A 23,612-nucleotide genomic window follows, 5' to 3' on the forward strand; every position below is an offset into this window, starting at 1 on the left:
GAATTAGTCGTCGACCGAGGTGAGCTTCACCTTGAACATACGTTCGGCCTCTTCGACGAAGTCTTCGCTCGCTCGCGGGGGCAATCGGGCCCGCCACCATGGCTCGTCCGGGCGAACCAGGGGGCCCTCGCCGATGATTCCGCGAAACTCATCGTCTGCAGCTTCGATCTGAGTTCGGAGGCCCCGCCAGGCCTCCCAGGAATCCAACGCGTCGCTGCCGAGAGCAACCTCCAGATGATCTCGGACGAACAGTTCGTTCCAGTACTCGTAGAGATCATCGGCGTACCCTTCGCCTACTTCGCGAACAAACGTTCGCCAGGCATCGACGAACTGGAACGGTGACCAGCCACTCCGCCGTCCGCCAGCCTGGACGACGGACCGAAATTCGTTGAAGAAGGCTTCCATCACAAGAACTGCTTCCTAAAGTAATCGATACCGTCGTCCGGCCGGAAGAACGTCCGGATCACCCCATCCGAAGATCTCGCTCCGAAATAGCCCGTTGATTGTTCGAATCGCACGAGTGCTCCGTCGCTCTGCCTCACGCCTTCTATGGCGCCGTCTCTCAGCCCACCGCCCATGAATCCTCGGGCCGCCGTGCGATATTCGGCAGGGTTCGCGAACTCTGGCATATCCGGCCCACCCTTTTTTGCCAGGAGCTTCCCATTCGGTTTGACGATCACTCCCCTGGCGTGTTTCGCGTAGTGTTCCACAGCCTTCGCGTTCGACGCGAAGTCAGCTACGCGAACCAGTCCGTTACATGTGTTGTGGACCCGGAGCCAGGTTGTTCCCGCCTGGACGTGATAGTTCTGCAGGCCCTCGACGTGAAAGTTGTGAACCGTTGCGGTACGTCCCGTCGGTGTGACCGCTTCGACCTCGACCTTGGTGCCCTTCGGATCAACGAGCCTGTCCCCGGGTCGCAGGTCGCAGACCGGGGTCCAGCCCTTGCCCTGCACATAGAACGGGTGCTCCTCCGTCGAGGTGACCGTGCCCGCAGTCGTGATCACGTCGTAGGTAGGCACGTCCTCGTGGATGTAGGTCTCCACCACCCGGCGGGCGTGAATCTCTCCGGTCTCGGAATCGGCTGCCGTGACCTCGTCCCCGACTTCGACTTCCTCGATGTGCTTCGAGCTTCCGTCGCCCATCAGCACCTGAGTGCCCGCGAGGAAGCAGCCGGACTTGGCTGTCTTCGACATCAGCTTGGCACCGGCACCCTTGAGCAGCTTCGCGCCACCCTTCAGTGCGGCGGCACCTGGGATCGGGACCATGCCGATCAGACCGTCAACGCCGGCCTGCCCCCAGTCGACGGAACCTTTGGTCGCCTTCTGTTGGGCGACCGACATACCCATCGACAGTGCACCGCCGGCCAGGGCAAGGCCGACCGGGCCGCCGACACCGGTGGCCATCAGGGCGACACCGGCGACGATCATGGCGCCCGCCGCGATGTACTCCCAGTTGTCTTTCACCCATGACGTAGTCGCGTTCCACGCGTCGGAAAGCGCGCCGTTGTTGGAGTCTCGGTAGGCCTGGAGTTCCTTGTCGGTGACCGGTTCCAGACCCCAGGGATCCGACTGGTTCAGTGGATCGTTGCCGGCGAAGGAGTATGGGTTCCCGGCCCAGCCGGTGCCGGGCACCGGGTCCAGCGGATCGGTGGACAGGAACCCGCGGCTACTCGGGTCGTAGACCCGGGCCTGCATCCACTCGCGGCCGTCGACCAGGAGGTTGGCCTGGCCACCGATGGCGACTCCCGACGGCATGCCGGCTCGCTGCACCCCCGGGGCGACGCCCCACGGATCGGTGCCCGTGGTACGGGGGCGCCAGTCCGGCGTCACCCATTCGCCCCGCTCGCCGGTCTGGCCGGCGGCATCGGGCAGCAACGAGGTCAGCGGGCCGATGTTCGAGACCGAGATCTCGCCGACCTGAGCCAGCGACGGCAGCTCACCGGCGGAGTCCCAGGCCACTGGCTGGTCGTCGACGGTCGCCAGCTCGCCGAGGGCGTCGACGTGGAAGTCACGGATAGTCGCGGCCTCGTCGGAGACGTCCCGGGTCCGGGCCGTGATCTTGTCGCGATCGTGGGTGATGGTCGTGATCCGGGCCAGGAATCCGCGCGGGTCCCAACTGAACCGCCGCTCGCCCTCCGGACCGATCTCGCGGGTTCGTCGCCCGGACGCGTCGTAGCTGTATTCGGTCGCGCCATCGGGACCGCGGCGGGTCAGCAACTGACCCGCCCGGTCGTAGTCGAGATCGGTGGTCCGACCGTCATTGACCTCGCGGATCAGCCGGCCGGCGGCATCGTAGGTGTAACCGGTGACCGACCCGTCACTGCGGCGGGCCTCGACCAGCTGACCGGCCGGGTCATAGCCGTAGGTCGTCCGCTCGTCGTTGCTGGTCTGGGCTACCACTCGACCGGCGCCGTTGCGCTCGATCTCCACGGTCTCGGTGACCCCGTGCCGGGTCACCTGGTGCCGGACGATCCCTCCACCGTTCCAGACCCAGGTCGCGTGCAGGCCGGGCGCGGCCATCGACACGATTCGGCCGATGCCATCACGCTCGATCACCGCCCGGCCCAGGCCCGGCTCGGTCACCGCTGTGACCCGGCCGGCCTGGTCGTACTCGTAGCGGGTCTGCGAACCGTCACTGCGAGTGAACGAGGTCCGGCGGCCGTCGCCGTCATAGGTCCAAGACAGCCCGATGACCGTGGAGGGAGCGCCATCGCGGCCTCGGCTGCGCCGGATCAGGTTGCCGTTCTCATCCCAGACCAGCTCGTTGACCGCGTCACCCTCACGGACCCGCAGGGTGCGGCCAGCGAGGTCGTGTTCGATCCGGGACAGCAGCCGGTCCCCGGCCCGGGTCTCGACCAGCCGACCGGTGCCGTCGTAACCCCACGAGAGCCTCACCCCAGTCGGGTCGAGCTGGCGGGTCTGCCGTCCGGCGGCGTCGTATCCGAAAGTGATCGTCCGTCCGAGCGGATCGGTTTCGGCGACGATGCGTCCCATCGGGTCGTAGCGCCGTTCGGTCCGGCCGCCCAGTGGATCGACGATGGCGACACAGTGGCCGAGCTCGTTGTACTCGAACTGGGTGCGGCCACCGGCGGCGTTGGTCACCCCGACCAGTTGCCCGGCGGGGTCGTACTGGAGCCGACGGCGACCGTACCAACCGTCGTTCAGCTGTTCGATCCGGCCGGCCTTGTCGTAGCGGAAGCTGAACGAGCCCTTGCCTGGTTCGAACCGCTCGCTCACCCGCCCGCAGTCGTCATAGGTCAGCCAGGCTTCCTCGCCGGTCGGCCAATGCTCGCGCGCCAGTCGGCCGTCGGCGTCGTAGCTGAACTCGTACCGGGAACCATCGGTGTCGACCGTCGCCGAACGTCGTCCGCAGGTGTCGTACTCGTAGCGGTAGGTGGTGCCCATCGGGTGGGTGATAGCCACCTGACGACCGGCCGCATCGAGCTGGATCCGAGTGGCTGCCCCGGTCGGATCGGTGTGCTCGACGAGCCGACCGCACCGGTCGTAGCGATAGTGGTGTGTGCTGCCGTCCGGCGCCGTCTCGGCCACCGTCCGGCCCAAGGCGTCATAGTCGGTTGTGAATTGGGACAGTCGGTCCCCGAACTTGGTCGGTCGGCCGGTCCGGTCCCGCTGCACGGTGTGCTCGACCCCGGTCGGATCCTCCGTCCGGGCGACGAAGCCGTGCACGTCGTAGTCCAGCTGCCACCGACCGCCACTTGGATCGGTCGACGCCCTCATCCGGGACATGGCGTCGTAACCGAACTCCCAGGCGTTGCCGTCGGGCAGCTCCGACCGCTTGGGGTTGCCCAGGTCGTCGTAGGTGGAGGTTGTCGCCCGGCCCAGCGGGTCGATGGTCCGCGACTCCTCGCCGTGCTCGCCGTACTCGACCTCGGTCCGGCCGCCCAACGGGTCGATCACCGCCGTGACCCGGCCGGCCGCCGACGTCTCATACCGCCAGATCGCCCCGTCCGGATCCTGCCGCGACAGCAACGCTCCGGCACCGTCATAGCGATACGTCGTCCGGTGGCCCAGCGGCGTGACCGCCCCGACCACCCGACCAAGATCATCACGCTCCAACCGCGCGATGTTGCCCTCGGCGTCAGTGCTGGAGATCAAGTCGCCGTGCTCGTCATGGTCGAACTCCAGCGCGACTCCGACCGGATCGACGATCTTCTTCAGCAGCCCGCCGGACCAGCTCATCAGGGTGACCCCACCCTCGGGGTCAACGAGCCGAGCGGGATCGCGCGAATCGCCCTCATAGCTGTAGTGAGTGGCCGCCTCGACCGTGTCACCATGATCATCTGTGCTCGTGACCAGCACGCTGGCCGGGCGGTCGGCCTCGTCGTAGTGCCACTGGACGCGTGCGCCAGAGGGCATGACCTGCTGAACCCGACGGCCACGGTCGTCGTAGGTGTTGACGGTCGTCGCGCCGTTGCGCTCGGTGATCATGACCGGGTTGCCGTGGCGGTCGTAGCTGGTGGACTGGCGGTGATCTTCGGCGTCGATGACGCCGATCAGGCGGCCCTTGCCGTCGGCGATCCAGGTGTTGGCTCGGGTGCCGTCGGTGTCGGAGACCTCGGTCACGCCGCCGGGCAGGTAGACGAAGCGCGTGAGGCGGCCGAACGGAGAGCGCTGGGTGGTGACCCGGCCCTGATCGTCGTAGGTGTTCTCCGCCTCCATCACGCCGTCGGCGTCGAACACGGCATCGATCAGGTCCGCCTCGTCCCACCGGTAGCGGCGGATCCCGGCCGGGGTGTGGGCGGCGACCAGGCGGCCGCGGTCGTCGTACTCATAGGAGACCCGGCGACCGTCGGAGGCCGTCGCGGCGCCGATCCGACCGGCCTCGTCCCACTGCAGGTCGAGGGCGCGGCCGAACTCGTGGGTCATCGTGGCCAGGCGGCCGGTGTCGTCGTAGGTATAGGTGATCGTGGTGCCCGGGCCGTTGCCGGTCGAGACGAGGCGGCCGTTGGCGGACAGTTCCCACCGCAGCCCGGTCGAACCGGTCACCCGATAGCCGGTGTCGGTCCGGTCGAGCCACAGGTTCTCTCCGCCGGCGCGGTCCCAGCTGTCGCCGAGGCGGGGGAAGACGATCACGCGGCCGTCGGACAACCGCAGCCGACCGGCTTCGTCGGTCAGGGTCAGCCCGGCCTCGGACCACGACGTCCAGCCCAACCCGAAGCCGCCGAGGTCACGGTTCAACGAGTTGTAGGTCCGGGTCAGGCCCAACTCCGCGGCAGCACCGGTGAAGGCGAGGTCGTTCTCGTTCTCGATGAAATTGCCGGTCGCGGTGTTGACCGGATCATCGGAATAGCCGGTGGTCGGGGGCTGACCGTAGGCGGTGGGCGGGTCGACCACGATGTCCTGCCGGTTGACCGACACGTTCGCCGCTCGCAGCGCGGCCTCGATCGTGCTGTTCGACAACGTCGACACGTTGCCCTCGCCGCCGGCGCGGGCGAAGGCATCGGCCACGGTGTTGGCCCACTTGCCGTCCTCACCGTTGAGCCGCAGCCAGTCCTTCAGCGCCTGGATCGGGCCCGACGCGTCCAGCGTTGCCCACTTGCAGTCCGAGTCGAAATTGCCGCACTGGGTCTGTAACGTCCCCGCCCGATCCGAGAACGCCTCATCGCCACCCGAGGTGCTCGTCGCGAAGGAGCGCAGGTTCTCCGGCTTCGCCGACGACTTTCCGCCGCCCCCACCGCCGCCGCTGCTGCCGCCCGGGGGCGGGGTCTCCCGGCTGCCGGACCGGGGGGCCGGGGTCGACGCCGCCGGGCCGGTCTCACTGATATCGGTGTTCGGCGGGTCCTCGCCGCCGAAGACCGAGTCCCAGCCCTTCTCAAACATGTTGCGATCTTCTTGGCGCTGCGCCCAATCCCGCGCGGTCTTGCGCCGTTGATTCTCCTGCCGGGCGGCGTCCTCGACGTCCTCGATCTTCGACGCGACGTCCTTGAGGGCCGACACAACCTCGGTCAGGTCGGTCAGCTGGGTCGTGCCGTTCTGCTCGAACACCGTGCTGAAGTGACCGTCGAAATCCTTCAGCCCCTCCAAACGCCAGGTCGACCGATCACTGCGCTGGGCCTCGATGTCCGTGGCCGCCGCCCGGAACGCCGCCTTCACCGTCGTCGACGTGTCGAAATTGAACTCGACGTCCGGCATGCCCTTCAGATCATCGATGTTCACCACAGGCCGCTCAACCCCTCACCCTGATCACCAGCTCCTGATCGGACAGCAAGGCCGCCGCAACCTCTCACAGGTCACGGCGGCCCACATCATGCCTTGGCCGAACGTCAGCCGTTGCCGCCGGCGGTCATGATGTTCTGCGAGATCTTCTGCAACTGGTCCCGCAGTTCTTCCAGCTCCTGCTTCGCCTTGTCCAACGCCGCCTTCGTCTCCGGCCAAGTCGAACTCCGGAACTGAGCCGCCAACGCGCCGTCCCAGACATTCGGCTGCGACAGCGTGGTCCCCTGGGTGTTCAACTGCGTGATGTCATCCGTCAAACCCCCGCTGATGATCCTCTGAATCTCCCCGATCGCGATCTTCGCTTCCTCAGTCGACAAAACCCGCGTCATCCGTACTCCTCCATCCACGCCGGCCATCAGCCGGCACCTGGCACCGACAAGCTCACGAAGCGGTTGTACGAGCCGACCGGTGCCTCCACGCAGCAGGCCCGCAACAACCTCCGTAAACCTAACAGGGAGAGGGTCAACCGCCGCCGAACTCGCGCGGCCGGTGTGGCCAACGCCACGCCGGCCTGCGGTCACGGCGTCCCGAGGCCGAAGTGCAGCCCCATGTTGGCCGCATAGCTGGTCGCCGCGCCCTGCCCGACGGTGGTCCAGAGGGCCTGGGTGTTGCCGCCGCCGAAGTTGACGAGGCCGGCAGGTGTACGCGGGCCGAAGTACGACAGCTGGTTCAGGGTGCCGGTGCCGTTGGCGCTGACGTACGGGGGGATGTAGGACGTGGCGCCGCTCACGCCGCCGGCGATCGCTGCCCCGGTCCAGTTGATCGGGTTGCCGGACACGATGTTGTTCGTCACCGAGGCCGAGGCGCCGCCCACGAAGTTGATGCCGGCGGTCATCGACTTGGCGGTCAGCGAGGTCGACGCCTTGCCCATCAGGGTGGCCAGCGTGCCGCCGCCCGGACCCGAGGCGCCGCCGACCGCACCGCCGAGGAAGCCGCCGGCTCCGGCGCCGAGAGCACCGCGCCAGCTCAGGTTGCCCCAATTCTTCGTGACGTACGAAGCCTCGCCACCCATCGCCCCGACCGTGCCGTAGACGGCGACCCGGGAGCGTAAGGCGGCCAGTCCGCCCTTGCTGGCCTTCGCCGCCAGGCCCGCAAGTCCACCGCCGACGCCGCCGATCGCCCCGGAGATCGCGACCTGTCCCCAGTTGACCTCGCCGGTGGTGGCCTTCTGGATGATCGTGTCGGCGCCGGCACTGAGCAGGGCCATGCCGGCCGGGCCGCCGACGCCGGTCGCCATCAACACTCCGCCGGCGATCACCATCGCCCCGCCGGCCAGATACTCCCAGTTGTCCCCCACCCAGTCGACGACGGCCGACGCCGCCCCGTCGTTGGAGGCCGCGTACGCCTTCAGTTCTTCGTCGGTGACCGGGCTGAGTCCGGTCGGGTCGAGGGCGTGCAGTGGATCGTTGCCCGCGTACGCATACGGGTTGCCGGACCAGCCGGCGCCCGGAACCGGATCGAGCGGGTCGACCGACAGGAAACCGCGGGTCGCCGGATCGAAGGCGCGCGCTCCCAGCCATTCCAGCCCGGCGATCCGCAGTTCGCCGGCGCCGCCGATGCCGAGCCCGGCTTCGTCCAGGGTCCGGAACGGATCGGCCGCCCACGGGTCCGCGCCGACCGCCCGGCCGGTACGCCAGCCGGGCGTGGCCCAGCCGTCACCGATGCCGGTCAGCCCGCCCGGAGTGGGTAGGACCGGGGTGGTGCCGACCTGGACCAGGCCGGGCGCGAAGCCGGCCGCGCTGTCCCACCAGGTGTCGAGATCGTCGATCCGGGCCAGCTCGCCGAACGCGTCCACCGAGAGCGAGACCGAGCTCAGGTCACCGGTCTCGGACTGGTCGGCGATCGAGGTCAGCCGGCCCGAGTCGGACCAGGAGAACCGGCGGACCCGGCCGTCGGGCGACTCGGCGCGGATCCGGCGACCGGCCTGGTCGTACTCGTAGTCCGTCCGGTCGTCGCCGGCCAGGGTCGCGGTCAGCTGGCCCGCGGTGTCGTACTCATGGACGCGCTGGGACCCGGCCACCGATTCGGCGACCAGCCGGCCCGCGCGGTCGTAGCGCCAGCTGGAGACCGTACCGTCGTCGAGCCGAGCCTCGATCAGCTGGCAGGCCTCGTCGTAGCCGTAGGCGCACCGGCCGGAGGCCGACCCGATCGCGCTGATCCGGCCCCACTCGTCCCGGTCCAGCCGGCGGCTCGTGGCACCGTCCGGACCGGTCGTCGTGTGCTCGACGACGAAACCGTCCGTGTGCCGCCAGGTCTGGATCAGGTCACCGGCGCCGGCCTGCACCAGCCGGCCTGCCGGGTCGTAGCTGAAGGTCGCCCGGCCGAGCCGCGGATGTTCCACGGCGGTGACCCGGCCCGCCGCGTCCCGCCGATATCGGGTCTGCAGTCCGTCCGGCCCGGTCAGCGTGTCCCGGTGGCCGTCCGTGTCGTAGCTCCACTCGAGCCGGCGATCACCGCGGCGCCGGGTGATCAGCTGCCGGCGGCGGTTCCAGGTCAACTCGTGCTCGACCGGACGGTCGGGATCGGAGCTATCGGCGACGACCACGCTCCGGCGACGCAGGTCGCGGGAGACGACGGTCCAGACGACTCGACCGTCGACCCGCTGCTCGGCTTCCCGGCCGGCGTCGTCGTAACTCCACTCGGTCCGGACGCCGGTCGGGTCGGTCTGGGCGACCGGTCGACCGGCGCGGTCGTAGGCGAGCGTCGTGGTGCGGCCGAGCGGATCGGTCTCGGCCGTCAGCCGGCCCAGCGCGTCGTGGGCCCGCCGGGTCACTGCCCCCAGCGGATCGGTGATCGCGACCAGTCGCCCACAGACGTCGTAGTCGTAGCGGGTCACGCCGCCGTTGCCGTCGGTCGTCTCGACCAACTGACCGGCGGCGTCGTAACGGAACCGGCGCCCGCCGTGCCAGGAGTCGGTCGCCCGCACGACCCGCCCCATCAGGTCGTAGCCGAAGCGCGCGAGCCCGCGTCCGGGCTCGAACCGGGCCAGCAGCCGGCCCGACTCGTCGTAGTCGGACCAGGCGACCTCACCGGTCGGCAACCGCCGCCGGGCGACCCGGCCGTCGGCGTCGTACTCCAGCGTGGTGCGGGCCCCGAGCGGATCGATCACCGCCGCCGGTCGGCCGCACTCGTCGTACTCGAGGCGGGTCGCCGCACCGGAGGGCAGGACGCGCTCGATCACCCGACCGGCGCCGTCGCGGCGCAGCACGGTCAGCCCGCCCTCGCCGTCGACCAGCTCGACCGGGCGGCCGCAGCGGTCGTAGCTGATCAACTCGGTCGAGCCGTCGGCCGGCTCGGCGGCGACCGGCCGGCCCAACGGATCGAACCGCAGACCGGTCGCGTTGTCGGCCTCGGTCACCGTGGCCGTCGCACCGGCCGGATCGGCATCCAGGGTGAGCTGGGCCCCGGACGGATCGGTGTACGCGACCAGCTCCCCGGTGGCGTCGTATTCCCGCCGCCAGACGCCGCCGGTCGGATCAACCGTCTCGCGCAGCCGGGACAGGGCGTCGTGCACGAACCGCCAGCTCGTGCCGTCGGGCAACTCGGCTTCGGCGATGTTGCCGAGATCGTCGAAGATCCGCGTCGCGGCCCGGTCGAGCGGATCGATGGATTTCGTCGCCTCGCCGTGCGGCCCGTACTCGATCGCCGTCCGGCCGCCGAGCGGGTCGATCACCGCGGTGAGCCTGCCGGCCGCCGAGTGCTCCTGGCGCCAGATCGCGCCGTTGGGTTCACGTCGCGAGACCAGCCGGCCGGCCGCGTCGAAATGGAAGCTGGTCCGGGCCCCGGACGGCGTGATCGCCGCGGTCACCCGTCCGGTGGCGTCGCGCTCCAGCCGCGCCACGTTGTCGGCGGCGTTGGTCACCGAGATCAGGTCGCCGAACTCGTCGTAGCCGAACCGGACCTGCACGCCGGTCGGGTCGACCACCCGGCGCAGCAGCGAGTCGTCCCAGTCGAGCTCGGTCCGACCGCCCTCGGGATCGATGATCACCGACGGGTTGCGGTTCGCGCCCGCGTAGCCGTACTCGGTCGCCGCCCCCGATTCGGTGACCACCGTGGTGACCCGGTCGGCGTCGTCGTAGCCGTACGTCAGGTCGGCGCCGGACGGCGTCAGCGTCCGCACCAGCCGGCCGCGGTCGTCGTAACCGTGGCTGGTCACCGAGCCGTCGCGCTCGGTCACCGACACCAGATCGCCGAAGCCGTCGTAACTCATCGACTGCCGCTGTCCGTCGCTGTCGACGACGCCGATCAGCCGGCCGCGCTGATCCGCGATCCAGGTGTTCGACCGCTCGCCGTCCAGGTCGGAGACCACCGTGGTCCGGCCGGCGAGGTAGACGTACCGGGTCCGGCGGCCGAAGGCGGACAGCTGGCTGGCCACCCGGCGTCGATCGTCGTAGCAGTTCTCGACCTCGATCACTCCGTCCGGGTCGACCACGGCGCTGATCAGGCCGGCGTCGTTCCAGCGGTACGTTCTCGTGCCGCCCGGTCCGGCGGCGGAGGTCAGCCGGCCGGCTTCGTCGTACGCGAAGATCACGGTGCGACCGTCGGAGGACCGCACGTCCTCGACCCGGCCCCCGGACCAGCCGACCGAGATCCAGCGACCGCGCTCGTGCGCCAACCGGACCAGCCGGCCGTCGGCGTCGCGTTCGGCCGTGATCGCCGTCCCCGGCCCGCGGGTCAGACTGAGCCAGAGCCCGCCCGTGGTGAAGGTCCACCGCCCGCCGTCGTTGTCGGTGACCTCCAGCGTCGCGCCGGCGGCCGACTCGGCCCGAGCCAGCCACAGGCTCTCCCCCGGCGCCCGGTCCCAGCCGTCGCCGAGCCGGGGGAAGAGCACGCGGCGTCCGTCCGCCAGCACCAGCGCCGCACCGTCGTCGGCCAGGTCCAGCCGCAGCTCGAGCACCGACGACCAGCCCGGGCCGAACACGCCGCCGCGGTCATCGACCGCGTTGTACGTGCGGGCGAAGTCCAGCCGTCCGGCGGCGCCGGCGAAGCTCAGATCGACCTCGGTCTCGACGAAATTGCCGGTCGCGGTGTTCACCGGGTCGTCGGCGTAACCGGTGGTCGGCGGGTGCCCGTACGCCTGCGGCGGGTCGATCGTCAGGTCCTGCCGAGTGGCACTGATCCCCTGCGCTTGCAGCGCCGCCGCCAGGGCGCTGTTGGACACCCGCGAGATGTTGCCCTCGCCGCCGGCCGCCTTGAAGGCGTTCGCGACCGTCGTGGCCCAGCGCACGTCCTCACCGTTGGCGGTCAGCCACTTGTCGAAGCCGGTCAGCACCCCGTCGGCGTCGAGCCGGCCCCACTTGCACTTCGAAGCGAACTGCGTCAGGTGGCTGCGCAGCGTGGCCGGCCGGGTCGTCAGCTTCCCGTTCAGGCCCTCCGATCCGGTCGCGAACGCGCGCAGTTCCGACGGCCGGGCCGAGGAGGTCCCGCCGCCACCGCCGGCACCGCCCGGCGGTGGCGTCTGCCGGGTGCCGTTCTGGGCGGCCGAGACCGGGATGGACGGCTCCTCCGCAGGAGGGCCGACCGGCGGGTCGTCGCCGCCGAAGGCCCAGTCGCCGAACTCCTGGAAGACGTTGCGGTCGTCCTGTTCCTTCTTCCACTGCCGGGCCTTCTGGCGGCGCTGTTGCTCCTTGTCCGCTTCCGTCTTGAGCAGACCGGCGCCGGTCGCGACCTCGCGCAGTCGGTCGGCCAGCTCGGACGCGTCGGCGGACGCGACCGAGGCATTGCCCTTGAAGAGGTCGGAGAAGTTTCCCTCGAAGTCCGACAACGCGGTCGTCACCAGTTGGGATCGTTCGCTCGATTGCCCGTCGATGTCCTTGGCGGCGCCGTTGAAAGCAGTGATCAGATCGTCGGCCGTGTCGACGTCGAACGGTACGTCCTCGTCGATGGCACCGAGGTTCGAGATGTCTACCACTTCTGCAACCTTCCCCTGCCGCAGCTGACAAGGACCGGCGCACCCGGGACCCGCGCCGGTTCCAAGAAGCACATCGGCGACCGACCTGACGGGTCACCTCACCTCGGGCCGAATGAACACCAAGCCAACACAGCAGGCCCGAAAGTTGGTCAACAACCTAACAGGGAGGGGGTCAGGGTTGCTGTCAGTCCGGATCGAGCCCCGGGGGTCTCAGGTCGGCCACGTCGGCGTCGGTACGCCAGGAGAGTGCCGGCGATCGGTCGCCCGATTCGAGGAACTCGGCCGCGGCCAGCTTGGCCGGTTCCAGCGTCGTGGTCTGCCAGGCGCGGAAATGGCCCACGGCCTCGCTGAACCGGATGGCGACCTCGGAGTCCGCGGCCCCGGGGGTGGTCAGGTGGCTCCACTCCGGCCGTCTGGCCGCGTGATCGGCGCTGAAGTAGACCATCATCGGCCCGGCGGCGCTGCCCGACAGGTCGAGCCGGGCCGGCCCGCGGAACAGGCTGATAACGGTCCGTTCGCTCCCGTCCAGGGCGTCGATCGCGGCCGAGACCGCCTCCGGCGACGGCGCGGCCAGCACGACCTCGTCCTCATCCTCGCCGGGATTGCACACCATCCGGTCCGGCGCCGGGCCGGACGGATCGCCGTCACCCGTGGTCGTCGGGCGCTTCCCGGTGCCGGCCCGGACCGCCCTCAGATGCCCGCCCAGGGCCAGTCCGCACGGAAACAGCACCAGCCAGCTCAGCGCGAGCAGGGGGTTCAGCAGTCCCCAGGCGAGGGCACCGCCGAACCCCAGGACCCACATCAGCACTTCCCGGGCGATCCTCGGCAGCAGGACCGAACCGAACCCCAGCGCGAGGGCCAGCACGATCACCGTGATCGTCAGGTCCGGCCGGGCCTGGAAGATCACCGGCACGGCGATGCCCATCGCCACCGGGATCAGGAGCAACCACAGGTCCAACGGGCGCAGCCGCCGGAACTTCGGGGGACGACGGCGCCGCTTGCGGGTCGGACCGGAGCTACTCACTAATGTCCGAAGAACTGAATGCCGTGGCCCTGGAGGGGTGATCCGACGAGCACGTTCGCACCGTAGCTCTGCACGGAACTCTGAATGGCGCCGACATAGAGCGCCTGGGTGCCGTGGTTGCCGAAGCTCGCCAGGTTGGAGAAGCGGGGGCCGTAGTGGGACACCTGCTGCAGCGTGCTCGAGGTCCCGCTGGGCGCGTTGTAGATCTTCGGAATCTGCGAGGTGCCCGCACCGAGGCCGCCGGAGACCAACGCCCCCGTCAGATTGATCGGGTTGCCCGAGACCACGTTGTTCGTCACCGAGCCCGAGAACCCGCCCACGAAGCCGAGCCCGGCGGTGAATCCCCGGGCCGCGAGCCCCTTGGCGTTCTGGCCGACCGCGGTCGCCAGGCTGCCGCCACCCGGACCGCGCCCGCCGGAGAAGGCGCCGGCCACGAAGCCACCCGCACCGGCACCCAGCGCGCCCCGCCAACTGAGGTTGTTCCAGTTCTGCGTGACATAGGTCGCCTCGCTGCTCACGGCACCGATCGTGCCATAGACGCCGACCCGGGCCCGCAAGGCGGCAAGTCCGCCCTTGCTGGCCTTCGCGGCCAGGCCCGCCAGGCCGCCGCCCACCCCACCGACGACGCCGGAGATCGCGACCTGGCCCCAGTTGACCGTGCCGGTGGTGGCCTTCTGGATGATCGTGTCCGCGCCGGCGCTGAGCAGCGCCATGCCGGCCGGGCCGCCGACCCCGGTGGCCATCAGCACGCCGCCGGCCAGCACCATCGCCCCGCCGGCCAGATACTCCCAGTTGTCTCCGACCCATTCGGTGGCGGCGTTCCAGGCCCCGTCGTTGCTGGCCGCGTAGGCCTTGAGCTCCTCGTCGGTGACCGGGCTCAGCCCGGCCGGATCGAGCGCGTGCAGCGGATCGTTCCCGGCGAAGGCGTACGGATTGCCGGACCAGCCCGCACCGGTCACCGGCTCGAGCTGGTCGACCGACAGGAACGCCCGGGTCGCCGGATCGTAGGCGCGGGCGCCCATCCACTCCAACCCGCCGACCAGCAACTCCCCCGCGGCGCCGACCCGCATCCCGGCGGTCAGGTCGGCGACCGGAGCGACGGCCCAGGGATCGGGGGAGGCCGCCCGCGCGGTCCGCCAGCCGGCCGCGTGCCAGGCACCGCCGACGCCGGTCAGCCCGCCGGCGGTGGGCACCACCGGCGAGTCGCCGGCCTGGATCAGTCCCGGCGCGTACGACTCCGCGGAGTCCCACCAGGTCTCGGCCCCGTCGACCCGGCCGAGCTCGCCGACGACATCCACCCACAACCGGGTGGTCCGGGTGGCGCCGGTGGCGTCGCGGTCGGTGATCGCGGACAGCCCGCCGACCTCCGACCAGGCGAACTCCCGGACCCGGCCGTCGGACGCCTCGGCCCGGACCCGCCGGCCCGCCTGGTCGTAGTGATAGCTCACCCGCGCCTCGCCGGTGCTGGTCGAGACCAGCTGTCCCGCGGCGTCGTGGCAGTGGTCGCGGCGGGTGCCGTCGATCGCCTCGGCCGTCAGCCGGCCGGCCCGGTCGAACACCCAGCTCGACCCGGTGCCGTCCTCGGCCCGCTCCTCGACCAGCTGCCCGGCCTCGTCGTAGCCGAACGTGCGCCGGCCAGAGTCGGCGGTGAGCGAGCAGATCCGGCCCGACTCGTCGCGCTCCAGCCGGGTCCGGGTCGAGCCGACCAGCCCGGTCAGGGTGTGCTCGACGACGAAGCCGGCCGCGTGACCCCAGGTCTGGATCAGGTCACCGGCGGCCGCCCGGACCAGCCGGCCCGAGGCGTCGTAGCCGAAGGTGGCCCGGCCGAGCAGCGGATGGTCGACGGCGGTCAGTCGGCCGGTCTCGTCGCGTTCGTAGCGGGTCCGGTGGCCGTCCGGCGTGGTCATCGTGGCCCGCCGGCCGTCGCTGTCGTAGGTCCACTCGACCCGGCCCTCGCCACGGCGCCGGGTGATCAACTGCCGGCGCCCGTTCCAGCTCAGCTCGTGCTCGGTCGACCGTTCGGGGTCGGAGTGATCGGCGATGATCACGCGCCGGTCGCGGAGGTCGCGGCTGATCTCGGCGATCAGCCGGCCGTCGATCCGCAGCGTCGCTTCCTGGCCCGCCCGGAACGTCCGTTCGGTCCGGCGGCCGCAGGGATCGGTCCGGGTGAGTTGCCGGCCGGCGGCGTCGTACTCGGCGGTGGTGGTGCGGCCGAGCGGGTCGGTCTCGGCGATCAGCCGCCCCATCGGGTCGTAGCTGCGCCGGGTCACCCCGCCGAGCGGGTCGGTGATCATGATCACCCGGCCGAGGGCGTCGTAGTCGTAGCGGGTGATGCCACCGTTGCCGCCTGTCGCCTCGACCAGTTGCCCGGCGGCGTCGTAGCGGAACCGGCGCGGCCCGTGCCACGGGTCGGTCTGCCGGATCAGCCGGCCCATCAGGTCGTACCCGTAGCGGGTCAGCCCCTCGCCGGGCTGGAACCGGGCCACGACCCAGCCCATCGCGTCGTAGTCGGACCAGGCGACCTCCCCGGTCGACGACACCTCCCGCACCACACGGCCGTCGGCGTCGTACTGCCGCTCGATCCGGCCGCCGGTCGGATCGGTCACCGCGGCCGGCCGGCCGCACGCGTCGTATTCGTAGCGGGTGATGGCGCCGGACGGCGCGACCAGCTCCACCAGGCGGCCGGCGGGATCCCGCCGCAACAGCGTCAGTTGGCCTTCGCCGTCGACCAGTTCCACCGCACGGCCGCAGCGGTCGTAGCTGATCAACCGGGTCGACCCGTCCGGCTCCTCCGCCGCGACCGGGCGGCCCAGCTGGTCGAACTTGAGCGCCGACGTCGCCTCGGCCTCGACCAGCGCGGCACTGCGGCCGGCCGGATCCGCGGCCAGCGTGCGGTGCAGCCCGGTCGGGTCGGTGAACGAGGTCACCTCGCCGTTCGCGTCGTACTCGCGCCGCCAACTGCCGCCGGAGGGATCGATGGTCTGCCGCAGCCGGGACAGCGCGTCGTGCACGAACCGCCAGCTGCTGCCGTCCGGCAGCTCGACCGCGGCCAGGTTGCCGAGATCGTCGTAGCTGCTGGTCGTCGCCCGGCCGAGCGGGTCGATCGTCTTGATCACCTCGCCGTGCGGGCCGTACTCGAGCTCGGTCCGGCCGCCGTACGGGTCGATCGTGGCCGTCGGCCGGCCGCCGGCCGAATGCTCGAACCGGTGGATGGCGCCGTTCGGGTCGCGGCGGGAGGCGAGCAGGCCGGCCGCGTCGTAGTGGAAGGTGGTCCGCGCTCCGGACGGCGTGATCGCGGCGATCACCCGACCGGCCGCGTCCCGGTCGAGCCGGGCGCGGTGGTCGGCGGCGTCGATCACCGCGACCAGGTCGCCGTGCTGGTCGTAGTCGAACCGGAGTCGGACCCCGACCGGGTCGACCACCTGGCGCAGCAGCGCCCCGTCCCAGGTCAGCTCGGTCCGGCCGCCCTCGGGATCGGTGATCACCGACGGATTGCGGTCCGCGCCGGCATAGCTGTATTCGGTGACCGCGCCGGACTCGGTGACCACGGTGGTCACCCGGTCGGCGTCGTCGTAGCCGAAGGTCAGGTCGGCGCCGGCCGGGGTCCGGGTCCGCAGCCGCCGGCCCCGTTCGTCGTAGCCGTGGGTGGTGACGGCGCCGTTGCGTTCGGTCGCCGAGACCACGTTGCCGAAGCCGTCGTAGTTCATCGCCTGCCGGTGGCCGTCGGCGTCGACGACCCGGACCAGCCGGCCGCGCTGGTCGGCGACCCAGGTGTTCGACCGGTCGCCGTCGCGATCGGACACGACCGTGATCCGGCCGGGTAGATAGGTGTAGCGGGTCTCCCGGCCGAAGGGCGAGCGCTGGCCGGCGACCCGGCGCTGCTCGTCATAGCTGTTCTCGACCTCGACCGTGCCGTCGGCCGCGATCACGGCCTCGATCAGGCCGGCGTCGTTCCACCGGTACGTGCGGGTGCCCAGCGGCCCGGTGGCCGAGGCGAGCCGGCCGGCGTCGTCGTAGCCGAAGGAGGCCCGGCGGCCGTCCGAGGCTCGCACCTCGGTGACCCGGTGCGCGGTCCAGCCGATCTCGATCCACCGGCCGCGCTCGTGGGCCAGCCGAATCAGCCGACCCTCGTCATCGCGCTCCGCGGTGATCTTGGTCCCGGGACCGCGGCTGACCGAGGTCCAGAGCCCGCCGGCCGTGAAGGTCCGCCGCAGGCCGTCGTTGTCCGACACCACCAGGCCGCCGGAGCCGACCCGGTGCAACCACAGCTTCTCCCCCGGTGCCCGGTCCCAGCCGTCGCCGAGCCGCGGGATCAGCACCCGGCGCCCGTCGGCCAGCACCATCGTCGCGCCGTCGTCGGCCAACTCCAGCCGTACGTCGAGCACCGACGACCAGCCCGGCCCGAACGCGCCGCCTTCGCCGTCCACGGCGTTGTAGGTGCGGGAGAACTCGAGCTCGGCCGCGGCGCCGGCGAAGCCGAGATCCAGTTCGGTCTCGACGAAGTTGCCGGTGGCGGTGTTCACCGGGTCGTCGGCGTAGCCGGTGGTCGGCGGATGACCGTAGGCCTGCGCGGCGACGATGGTCAGATCCTGCCGGGTCTCGGCGATCCCGGCGGCGCTCAGCACCTCCGACAGGGTGCTGTTCAACAGCCAGGTGATGTTGCCCTCGCCGCCGGCCGTGGCGAACGCGTTCGCGACCGTCGTCGCCCAGGTCACGTCCTGGACGTTGGCGGCCAGCCACTGGTCGAAGCCGGTCACCACGCCGTCGGCGGACAGCGAGCCCCACTGGCAGGCCGAGGCGAAGCTCGTCAGGTGGCCGCGCAGCGCGCCCGGCTTGTCCTTCAGCGCCTCGTTCAGCGGGGCGGAACCGGTCACGAACTGGCGCAGGTTGGAGGGTCGGGCCGAGGTGGTGGTCGAGCTGCCGCCGCTGGCGCCGGTGCCCGGTGGCGGGGTCTGCCGGGTCCCGTTCTGCGATGCCGAGGCAGTGATCGACACCGGGTCGGCCGGCGGCCCGACCGGCGGATCCTCACCACCGCCGATCCAATCGCCGAACTCCTCGAAGACGTTGCGGTCGTCCTGCTCCTGCTTCCAGGTGCGCGCCTTGTCGCGACGCTGCTGTTCCTTGGTCGCCTCGGTCTTGAGGGTGCGCGCACCGGTCGCGACCTCCCGCAGCCGGGAGATCAGCTCGGTGGCGTCTGCGGCGGCCACCGAGGCGTTGCCGGAGAAGAGTTCGGAGAAATGTCCCTTGAAGTCCACCGTGCCGGTGCTCACGGACGTCGCGCGAACAGCCGTCTGCCCGTCGATGTCCGTCGCCGCCGCGTCGAAGGCCGCGATCAGTGCGTCGGCGACGTCGTGGTCGAACGGCACCTTCTCGTCGATGGCCCCGAGGTCGGAGATGTCTACCACTGCTGCAACCTTCCCGTTGATTGCCTACCCCTGACGGAACGGGTCGGTCAGCTCGGCGTCGAGGTGACCGCACCGGTAGCCGGGAGGAGCGGCGACCGGAAGGCCGCGACGACTCCTCCCCGCTCGAAGCCGGGGCAGCTCAGCCGTTGCCGCCGGCGGTCATGATGTTCTGCGAGATCTTCTGCAACTGGTCCCGCAGTTCTTCCAGCTCCTGCTTCGCCTTGTCCAACGCCGCCTTCGTCTCCGGCCAAGTCGAACTCCGGAACTGAGCCGCCAACGCGCCGTCCCAGACATTCGGCTGCGACAGCGTGGTCCCCTGGGTGTTCAACTGCGTGATGTCATCCGTCAAACCCCCGCTGATGATCCTCTGAATCTCCCCGATCGCGATCTTCGCTTCCTCAGTCGACAAAACCCGCGTCATCCGTACACCTCCATCCACACCGGCCCCGGGCCGGTCAACGTGTGTGAGTTGGCTCATTCATCGTCTGGGCGAACACGCGGAGCAGACCCGCCCGCTCGTACGGCCCGACTCGAACCAAGATCAACTTAACAGCGGCGGGAGCACCAAGATCATTTGGAAATCCACTGTTCTTCCGGCGTTAACCAAGGCCCGCACCGGGCCCGGAGGAAGATCACGGCTCGGCGCGGCGTGGACGGCACCGTGACGCGCCTCTGCGATACGATCCCGCAGCATGGCGACGCCCGGAGCGTCGGAAGATCGCACCACCCAGCCGACTGACCAGCCATTCACAAGGGAGCTGATGACGATCACCAGGCCCGAACGGACCTGTCCCAGCGGGTCCTTCGCCCGTCAACCGTCCATCCGTGTCCGACCCCTCGCGCTGCTGCTCGCGGCCGTGTTGGTGGTCGCCGGCTGTACGACGCAGGACCAGGGACCGGACCTGCCGCCGCAGCGCATCCTGCAGTCGGTGGACGTCCAGATGGCCCCGGACGGCGCGATGACCGCGATCAAGTCGACCGCACTGTCGGTCCGCGAGAACGCGTCCGACGCCACCACCGACACCCGGAACTACTCCCCGCGCGAGGTCGCCGACGACCTGCCGGTGCGGGTGAGCACGGCGTACCGTACGGCCGACAGGACCGGCACCAATCTCGACGAGCTGGCCGGGCACACCGGCCGGATCGAGATCGACATCACGGTGCAGAACCTGACCCTGCGGCCGGAGAACCTCACCTACGACGTCGCCGGCAGCTCGCGGACCCAGCCGGCGCTGGTCGGCGCCCCGCTCACCGTGGTCGCCTCGACCGCGCTGTCCGGGGTCGAACCGACCGAGGTGATCACCGCCACCGCGTCCGGCACCGGGGCCGCCACCAACGGCGTGCTCAGCCGGTCCGACAACGGCGAGGCCGTGATCCAGTGGGCCGCCCTGCTCGCGTCGCCGCAGATGGGCTCGAACGCGACCCTGCGACTGGTCGCGGACGCCAAGGACTTCAAGGTGCCGACCTTCGACCTGTCGGTGCAGCCCGGGCTGGTCACCGATCCGTCGGTGAGCCGGGTGCTGGAGTCGGCGTTCAACACCAGCCCGACCTCCCAGCTCGCGCTGGAGCAGCGGACGATCCGGGTGATCACCGACGTCAACCAGGTGCTCACCCGCGCCAGCGGGGACATCTCCAAGGTGCGGAAGAACCTGGAGTCCACCTCCAAGACGCTCGGCACCCGGACAGTCAAGGAACTGGAGGAGAGCACCAAGGGTCTGTCCTCCTCGGTCAAGACCCTCGACGGCCAGCTCACCGATCTGAACCGCGACATCGAAGGCACCGTCGAGGGCGCCCAGTCCGCGGTGCTGCAGGAACTGAGCCAGACCGTCGGCGCGCTGGACAAGCTGCTCGGCGACACCTCGGGTGATCCGCCCGCACCGCGGGTCAGCGGCAACGGCTGCGCGACGGTCGTCGGCTCGCCGCAGGCCGTCGGCAGCGTGTACGGCAACCTGCTCCAGGTCTCCGGCCAGCTCCAGGGTTACGCCACCGCCAGCAAGAACTGCAAGGCCGAAGCCCAGGCCGTGCTGCTGCGTTCGGTCGGCCCGGCCGAGCCGAGTGCCGAACTGTGCAAGGAGGACAAGTCGACCACCTGCTCACTGTGGGCGGCCGAGCAGACCTTCGCCGCGATCATGCAGCGGCTGGTCGATGACGGCGAGAAGTTGATCAGCAAGCTGCAGCCCGAGATCGTTGCGACGGCGCGGGACGAATACGCCGGTCTCGAAGACGAAGTTGTAGCCGTCGGCGACAACGCCAACCTGGTCAAGAAGTCGGCCGAGATCTTGGAGGCGGCCGCCAAGCAGCGACTGGATGATGTCGAGAAGAATCTGGAAGCCGAGCTGGCTGGAACGAAAGCCCAGCTGGAGGCGATGGACCAGCAATTGGAAGACCTATCGGCGGTTCTGACCCAGACTGACGAAGGGTTGGACCTGTTCGGCGACGGTCTGGAGACGATCCACGTCGACGCCGGCAACGCGATCGAAGAGTTGCGGAGCGAGGACGAGGACAATCCCGATCGGGGCGACTCGGTGGAGGCCCAGATCCTGGCGGCTGCCGAACTCGCCTGCGAGATGGGCGAGGATGGTGCGTTCGACGAAGGTGCCGACGAGCGCGACGTCGAGAAGATGCGGGCCTACCTCGTCGGCACGGGCTGCGAGCTCATCGACGACGACAACAATCCCCAGACACCGCCGGTGCCGGAAATCCTGGACGCTCCGTCGCCGTTCCGGCAGAAGGGTTCACTGCTGCAGCGGATCAAGGACCAGTCGGCCGCCTGGCAGAAGGTCGTGGATGCCACCGATGAGGAGAGCGACGAAAGCCTCTACGGTCCGCTGCGCGCCACTAAGCAGAAGCTGGCCGATTCCCAGGAACGGATCACGGCGATCCGTGCCGCGATCCAGAAGCTCCTCGCTCAGACGCCGGAGGACGTGGACATCGATAAGGAACTGCCCGAGCTGGATGACTTGACCGAGCAGGTCGAGGAGCTGACCGGATCGATCGAGGAGTTCCAGGGCTCGTACCAGGACATGGGCCCGGCGATGGAGGCCCTGATCAAGTACGAAGCCGAGCTGCCGGGCCTGATCCGGGCCGGGTTCAAGAACGCCTCCCAGGACGCCACTAAGCGACTGGCCGAGGCGATCGAGCCCGCGATTCGCAAGATCAGCAAGCAGGCCGAGATCGACAGCGAGGCCGTGGGCAAGATGTTCGAGCAGTCGGCCGTGGGGTTGTCCAACGGGGCGGCGGCGATCAACAAGAACGGCGCCCGGATCATCGACAGCCAGCGCCGGGCGCTGCGCGAGTCGGAGAAGCGGACCGCGGCGGCCGCGGCCAAGCAGGTCGACGAATCACTCGGCGACCTGGCCCGCGGAGTGTCGGACTCGACCCGGGACGTCAACGCCTCGTTCGCCCTGCTCGAGACCAGCCTGAAGAAGGTGCTGCTCGACCTCGGTGACCGCAAGGTCAACGGTTCCGGCCTGCTCGGCTCGATGGCCACCAGCGCGGCCCAGGTCGGCACCGCCGACTTCCAGCTGGCGCTGGCGTCGGGCCAGACCGAGGCGTACGCCAACGTCCGCGGTGAGGACATCAACGGCATCCTGCTGAAGCAGGCCCAGTTGCAGGCGGCCCTGCAGGTCGGCGCCACGCTGCCCGCGTTCCAGCTCGAGGTGCCGCCCGGCGCCGAGAGCCAGACCGTCTACACCTTCCGAATCGGGGCGCAGTGAGCAAGCGTCATTGGATCGTGATCGCCGTCGCGGTCGTCGTGCTGCTGGCCGGCGGCGGCGGGTTCCTGGTGTGGCGGAACGCCTCCGCCACCCCGAAGACGGACCCGGCTCCGGCCCAGCCGGTCGCCGTCGCGGTGCCCGGGGCGCCGGCCGAGCTGAAGATCGGCGTCCTGGTGACGCTGGCTTCGCGGCCGGGCCAGGGCTCGGAGTGGAAGTTCGCCGCCGAGGGCGCCCAGGTGGCCGCGGAACGGCTGACCATGGGCGGCGTCAAGGTCACGCTGGTGACCGTCGACGACAAGGGCAGCGAGGCCGGCGCCCAGCGCGCGGTGGAGCAACTCGCCGACCAGAGCGTGGTCGGGATCATCGCTGCCAGCCAGGGCTCGCACCTGAGCGGCGCGGTGAAGGCCGCCAAGAAGGCCAAGGTGCCGCTGCTGCTGCCGTACGAGCCGGATCCGAAGCTGCTCGGCGATCTGGCCTGGGCCACCGGCCCGCAGGATTCGGCCATCGGCGCCGCCCTGCAGCAGTCGCTGACCGCGGCGAACCTGAAGCGGACCCTGCTGATCGACGTCGGCGGCGGCACCCCGGACGGGGTGGACCCGGACGGCAAGATCACCTTCGAGCCGGACGACGATCCGAAGAACCTGGTCAAGGTCGTCACCGACCGGACCAAGGAGAAGAAGCCCATCGACTCCGTCCTGATCTCCGGGCCGGCGGTGCAGCAGGCGGCCGTGGTCCAGGCGCTGCAGGGCGCGGACCTCACGCTGCCGCTCTATCTCACCCCGGACGCGACCAGCCCGGCCTTCACCGCCGCGCTGGTCGAGGCCGGCGGCAGCCTGTCGACCAGCCTGGCCAGTGTCGGGCCCGACGCCGACGACGCGGCGGCGCTGGGCGCGGACGAGACCGGCAAGGCGGTGTCGGCCTTCCTGGCCGCCACCCGGATGCTGGCCGGTGATCCGGAGCGGACGACGTTGTTGGGCGACCAGCCGTTCGCCGAGGTGGCCGACCACGCCGACACCCGCAGCCACGACGCGGTGATCGCGATGGCGTACGCCATCACCGCCGTGACCACCCGGCAGAGCCAGGACGGCAGCGTCGATCCGGAGACCGCGATCGCCGGGTTGAAGCTCGACCACGCCAGCGGACTGGCCGGGCCCGCGCTCGACTTCTCCGGCAGCGGCGCCCTGGCGCCCGACGGCGTGATCGGGTTGCGATCGTCGGATCAGGATCTCGGGCTCCGGCCCGGCGCGTCCGACCCGGCCCCGCGGCTGATCTGGTTCGCGGCCCCCTGACTCGACGCCCCATGACTCGAGGCCCCGGCGA

The 23,612-nt window shown here is 70.3% G+C and carries 9 protein-coding genes; 2 read left to right on the forward strand and 7 right to left on the reverse strand.

From position 1 onward, the window contains the following. Window positions 1-3: 3 nt before the first annotated feature. From FNH24_RS20400 to FNH24_RS20430, 7 genes are all read right to left on the reverse strand, one after another. Window positions 4-405 carry a hypothetical protein gene (locus FNH24_RS20400; protein ID WP_152364022.1) on the reverse strand — a complete coding sequence of 134 codons (402 nt, stop codon included), beginning with the start codon at window positions 403-405 and terminating at the stop codon, window positions 4-6. Continuing rightward, window positions 405-6,176, reverse strand: a complete 5,772-nt coding sequence (locus tag FNH24_RS20405) for a polymorphic toxin-type HINT domain-containing protein (RefSeq protein WP_152364023.1) — start codon at window positions 6,174-6,176, stop codon at window positions 405-407. The genes FNH24_RS20400 and FNH24_RS20405 overlap by 1 nt, the downstream gene beginning before the upstream one ends. Before the next feature lie 107 nt (window positions 6,177-6,283). Further along, window positions 6,284-6,565, reverse strand: coding sequence for a pyrophosphorylase (locus FNH24_RS20410; RefSeq protein ID WP_152364024.1), 282 nt, complete (start codon window positions 6,563-6,565; stop codon window positions 6,284-6,286). A gap of 188 nt (window positions 6,566-6,753) precedes the next feature. After that, window positions 6,754-12,147, reverse strand: a complete 5,394-nt coding sequence (locus FNH24_RS20415) for a DUF6531 domain-containing protein (RefSeq protein WP_161606232.1) — start codon at window positions 12,145-12,147, stop codon at window positions 6,754-6,756. A gap of 184 nt (window positions 12,148-12,331) precedes the next feature. Continuing rightward, window positions 12,332-13,171 carry an Imm1 family immunity protein gene (locus FNH24_RS20420; RefSeq protein WP_152364026.1) on the reverse strand — a complete coding sequence of 280 codons (840 nt, stop codon included), beginning with the start codon at window positions 13,169-13,171 and terminating at the stop codon, window positions 12,332-12,334. Further along, window positions 13,171-18,576, reverse strand: a complete 5,406-nt coding sequence (locus FNH24_RS20425; RefSeq protein ID WP_152364027.1) for a DUF6531 domain-containing protein — start codon at window positions 18,574-18,576, stop codon at window positions 13,171-13,173. The genes FNH24_RS20420 and FNH24_RS20425 overlap by 1 nt, the downstream gene beginning before the upstream one ends. 139 nt (window positions 18,577-18,715) lie before the next feature. Then, complete coding sequence (locus FNH24_RS20430) at window positions 18,716-18,997, reverse strand: pyrophosphorylase (RefSeq protein WP_152364024.1); 282 nt, start codon at window positions 18,995-18,997, stop codon at window positions 18,716-18,718. Between the two features lie 340 nt (window positions 18,998-19,337). Here FNH24_RS20430 and FNH24_RS20435 point away from each other — a divergent pair, with 340 nt between their 5' ends. Together FNH24_RS20435 and FNH24_RS20440 are read left to right on the forward strand one after the other, a co-directional pair. Continuing rightward, window positions 19,338-22,292 carry a coiled-coil domain-containing protein gene (locus FNH24_RS20435; RefSeq protein WP_152364028.1) on the forward strand — a complete coding sequence of 985 codons (2,955 nt, stop codon included), beginning with the start codon at window positions 19,338-19,340 and terminating at the stop codon, window positions 22,290-22,292. Then, window positions 22,289-23,581 (forward strand): ABC transporter substrate-binding protein, encoded by a 1,293-nt coding sequence (locus FNH24_RS20440; protein WP_152364029.1) that lies wholly within the window; start codon window positions 22,289-22,291, stop codon window positions 23,579-23,581. The genes FNH24_RS20435 and FNH24_RS20440 overlap by 4 nt, the downstream gene beginning before the upstream one ends. Window positions 23,582-23,612 lie beyond the last annotated feature (31 nt).

Source organism: Microlunatus speluncae (genome assembly GCF_009299835.1).
GTDB lineage: Bacteria > Actinomycetota > Actinomycetes > Propionibacteriales > Propionibacteriaceae > Microlunatus > Microlunatus speluncae.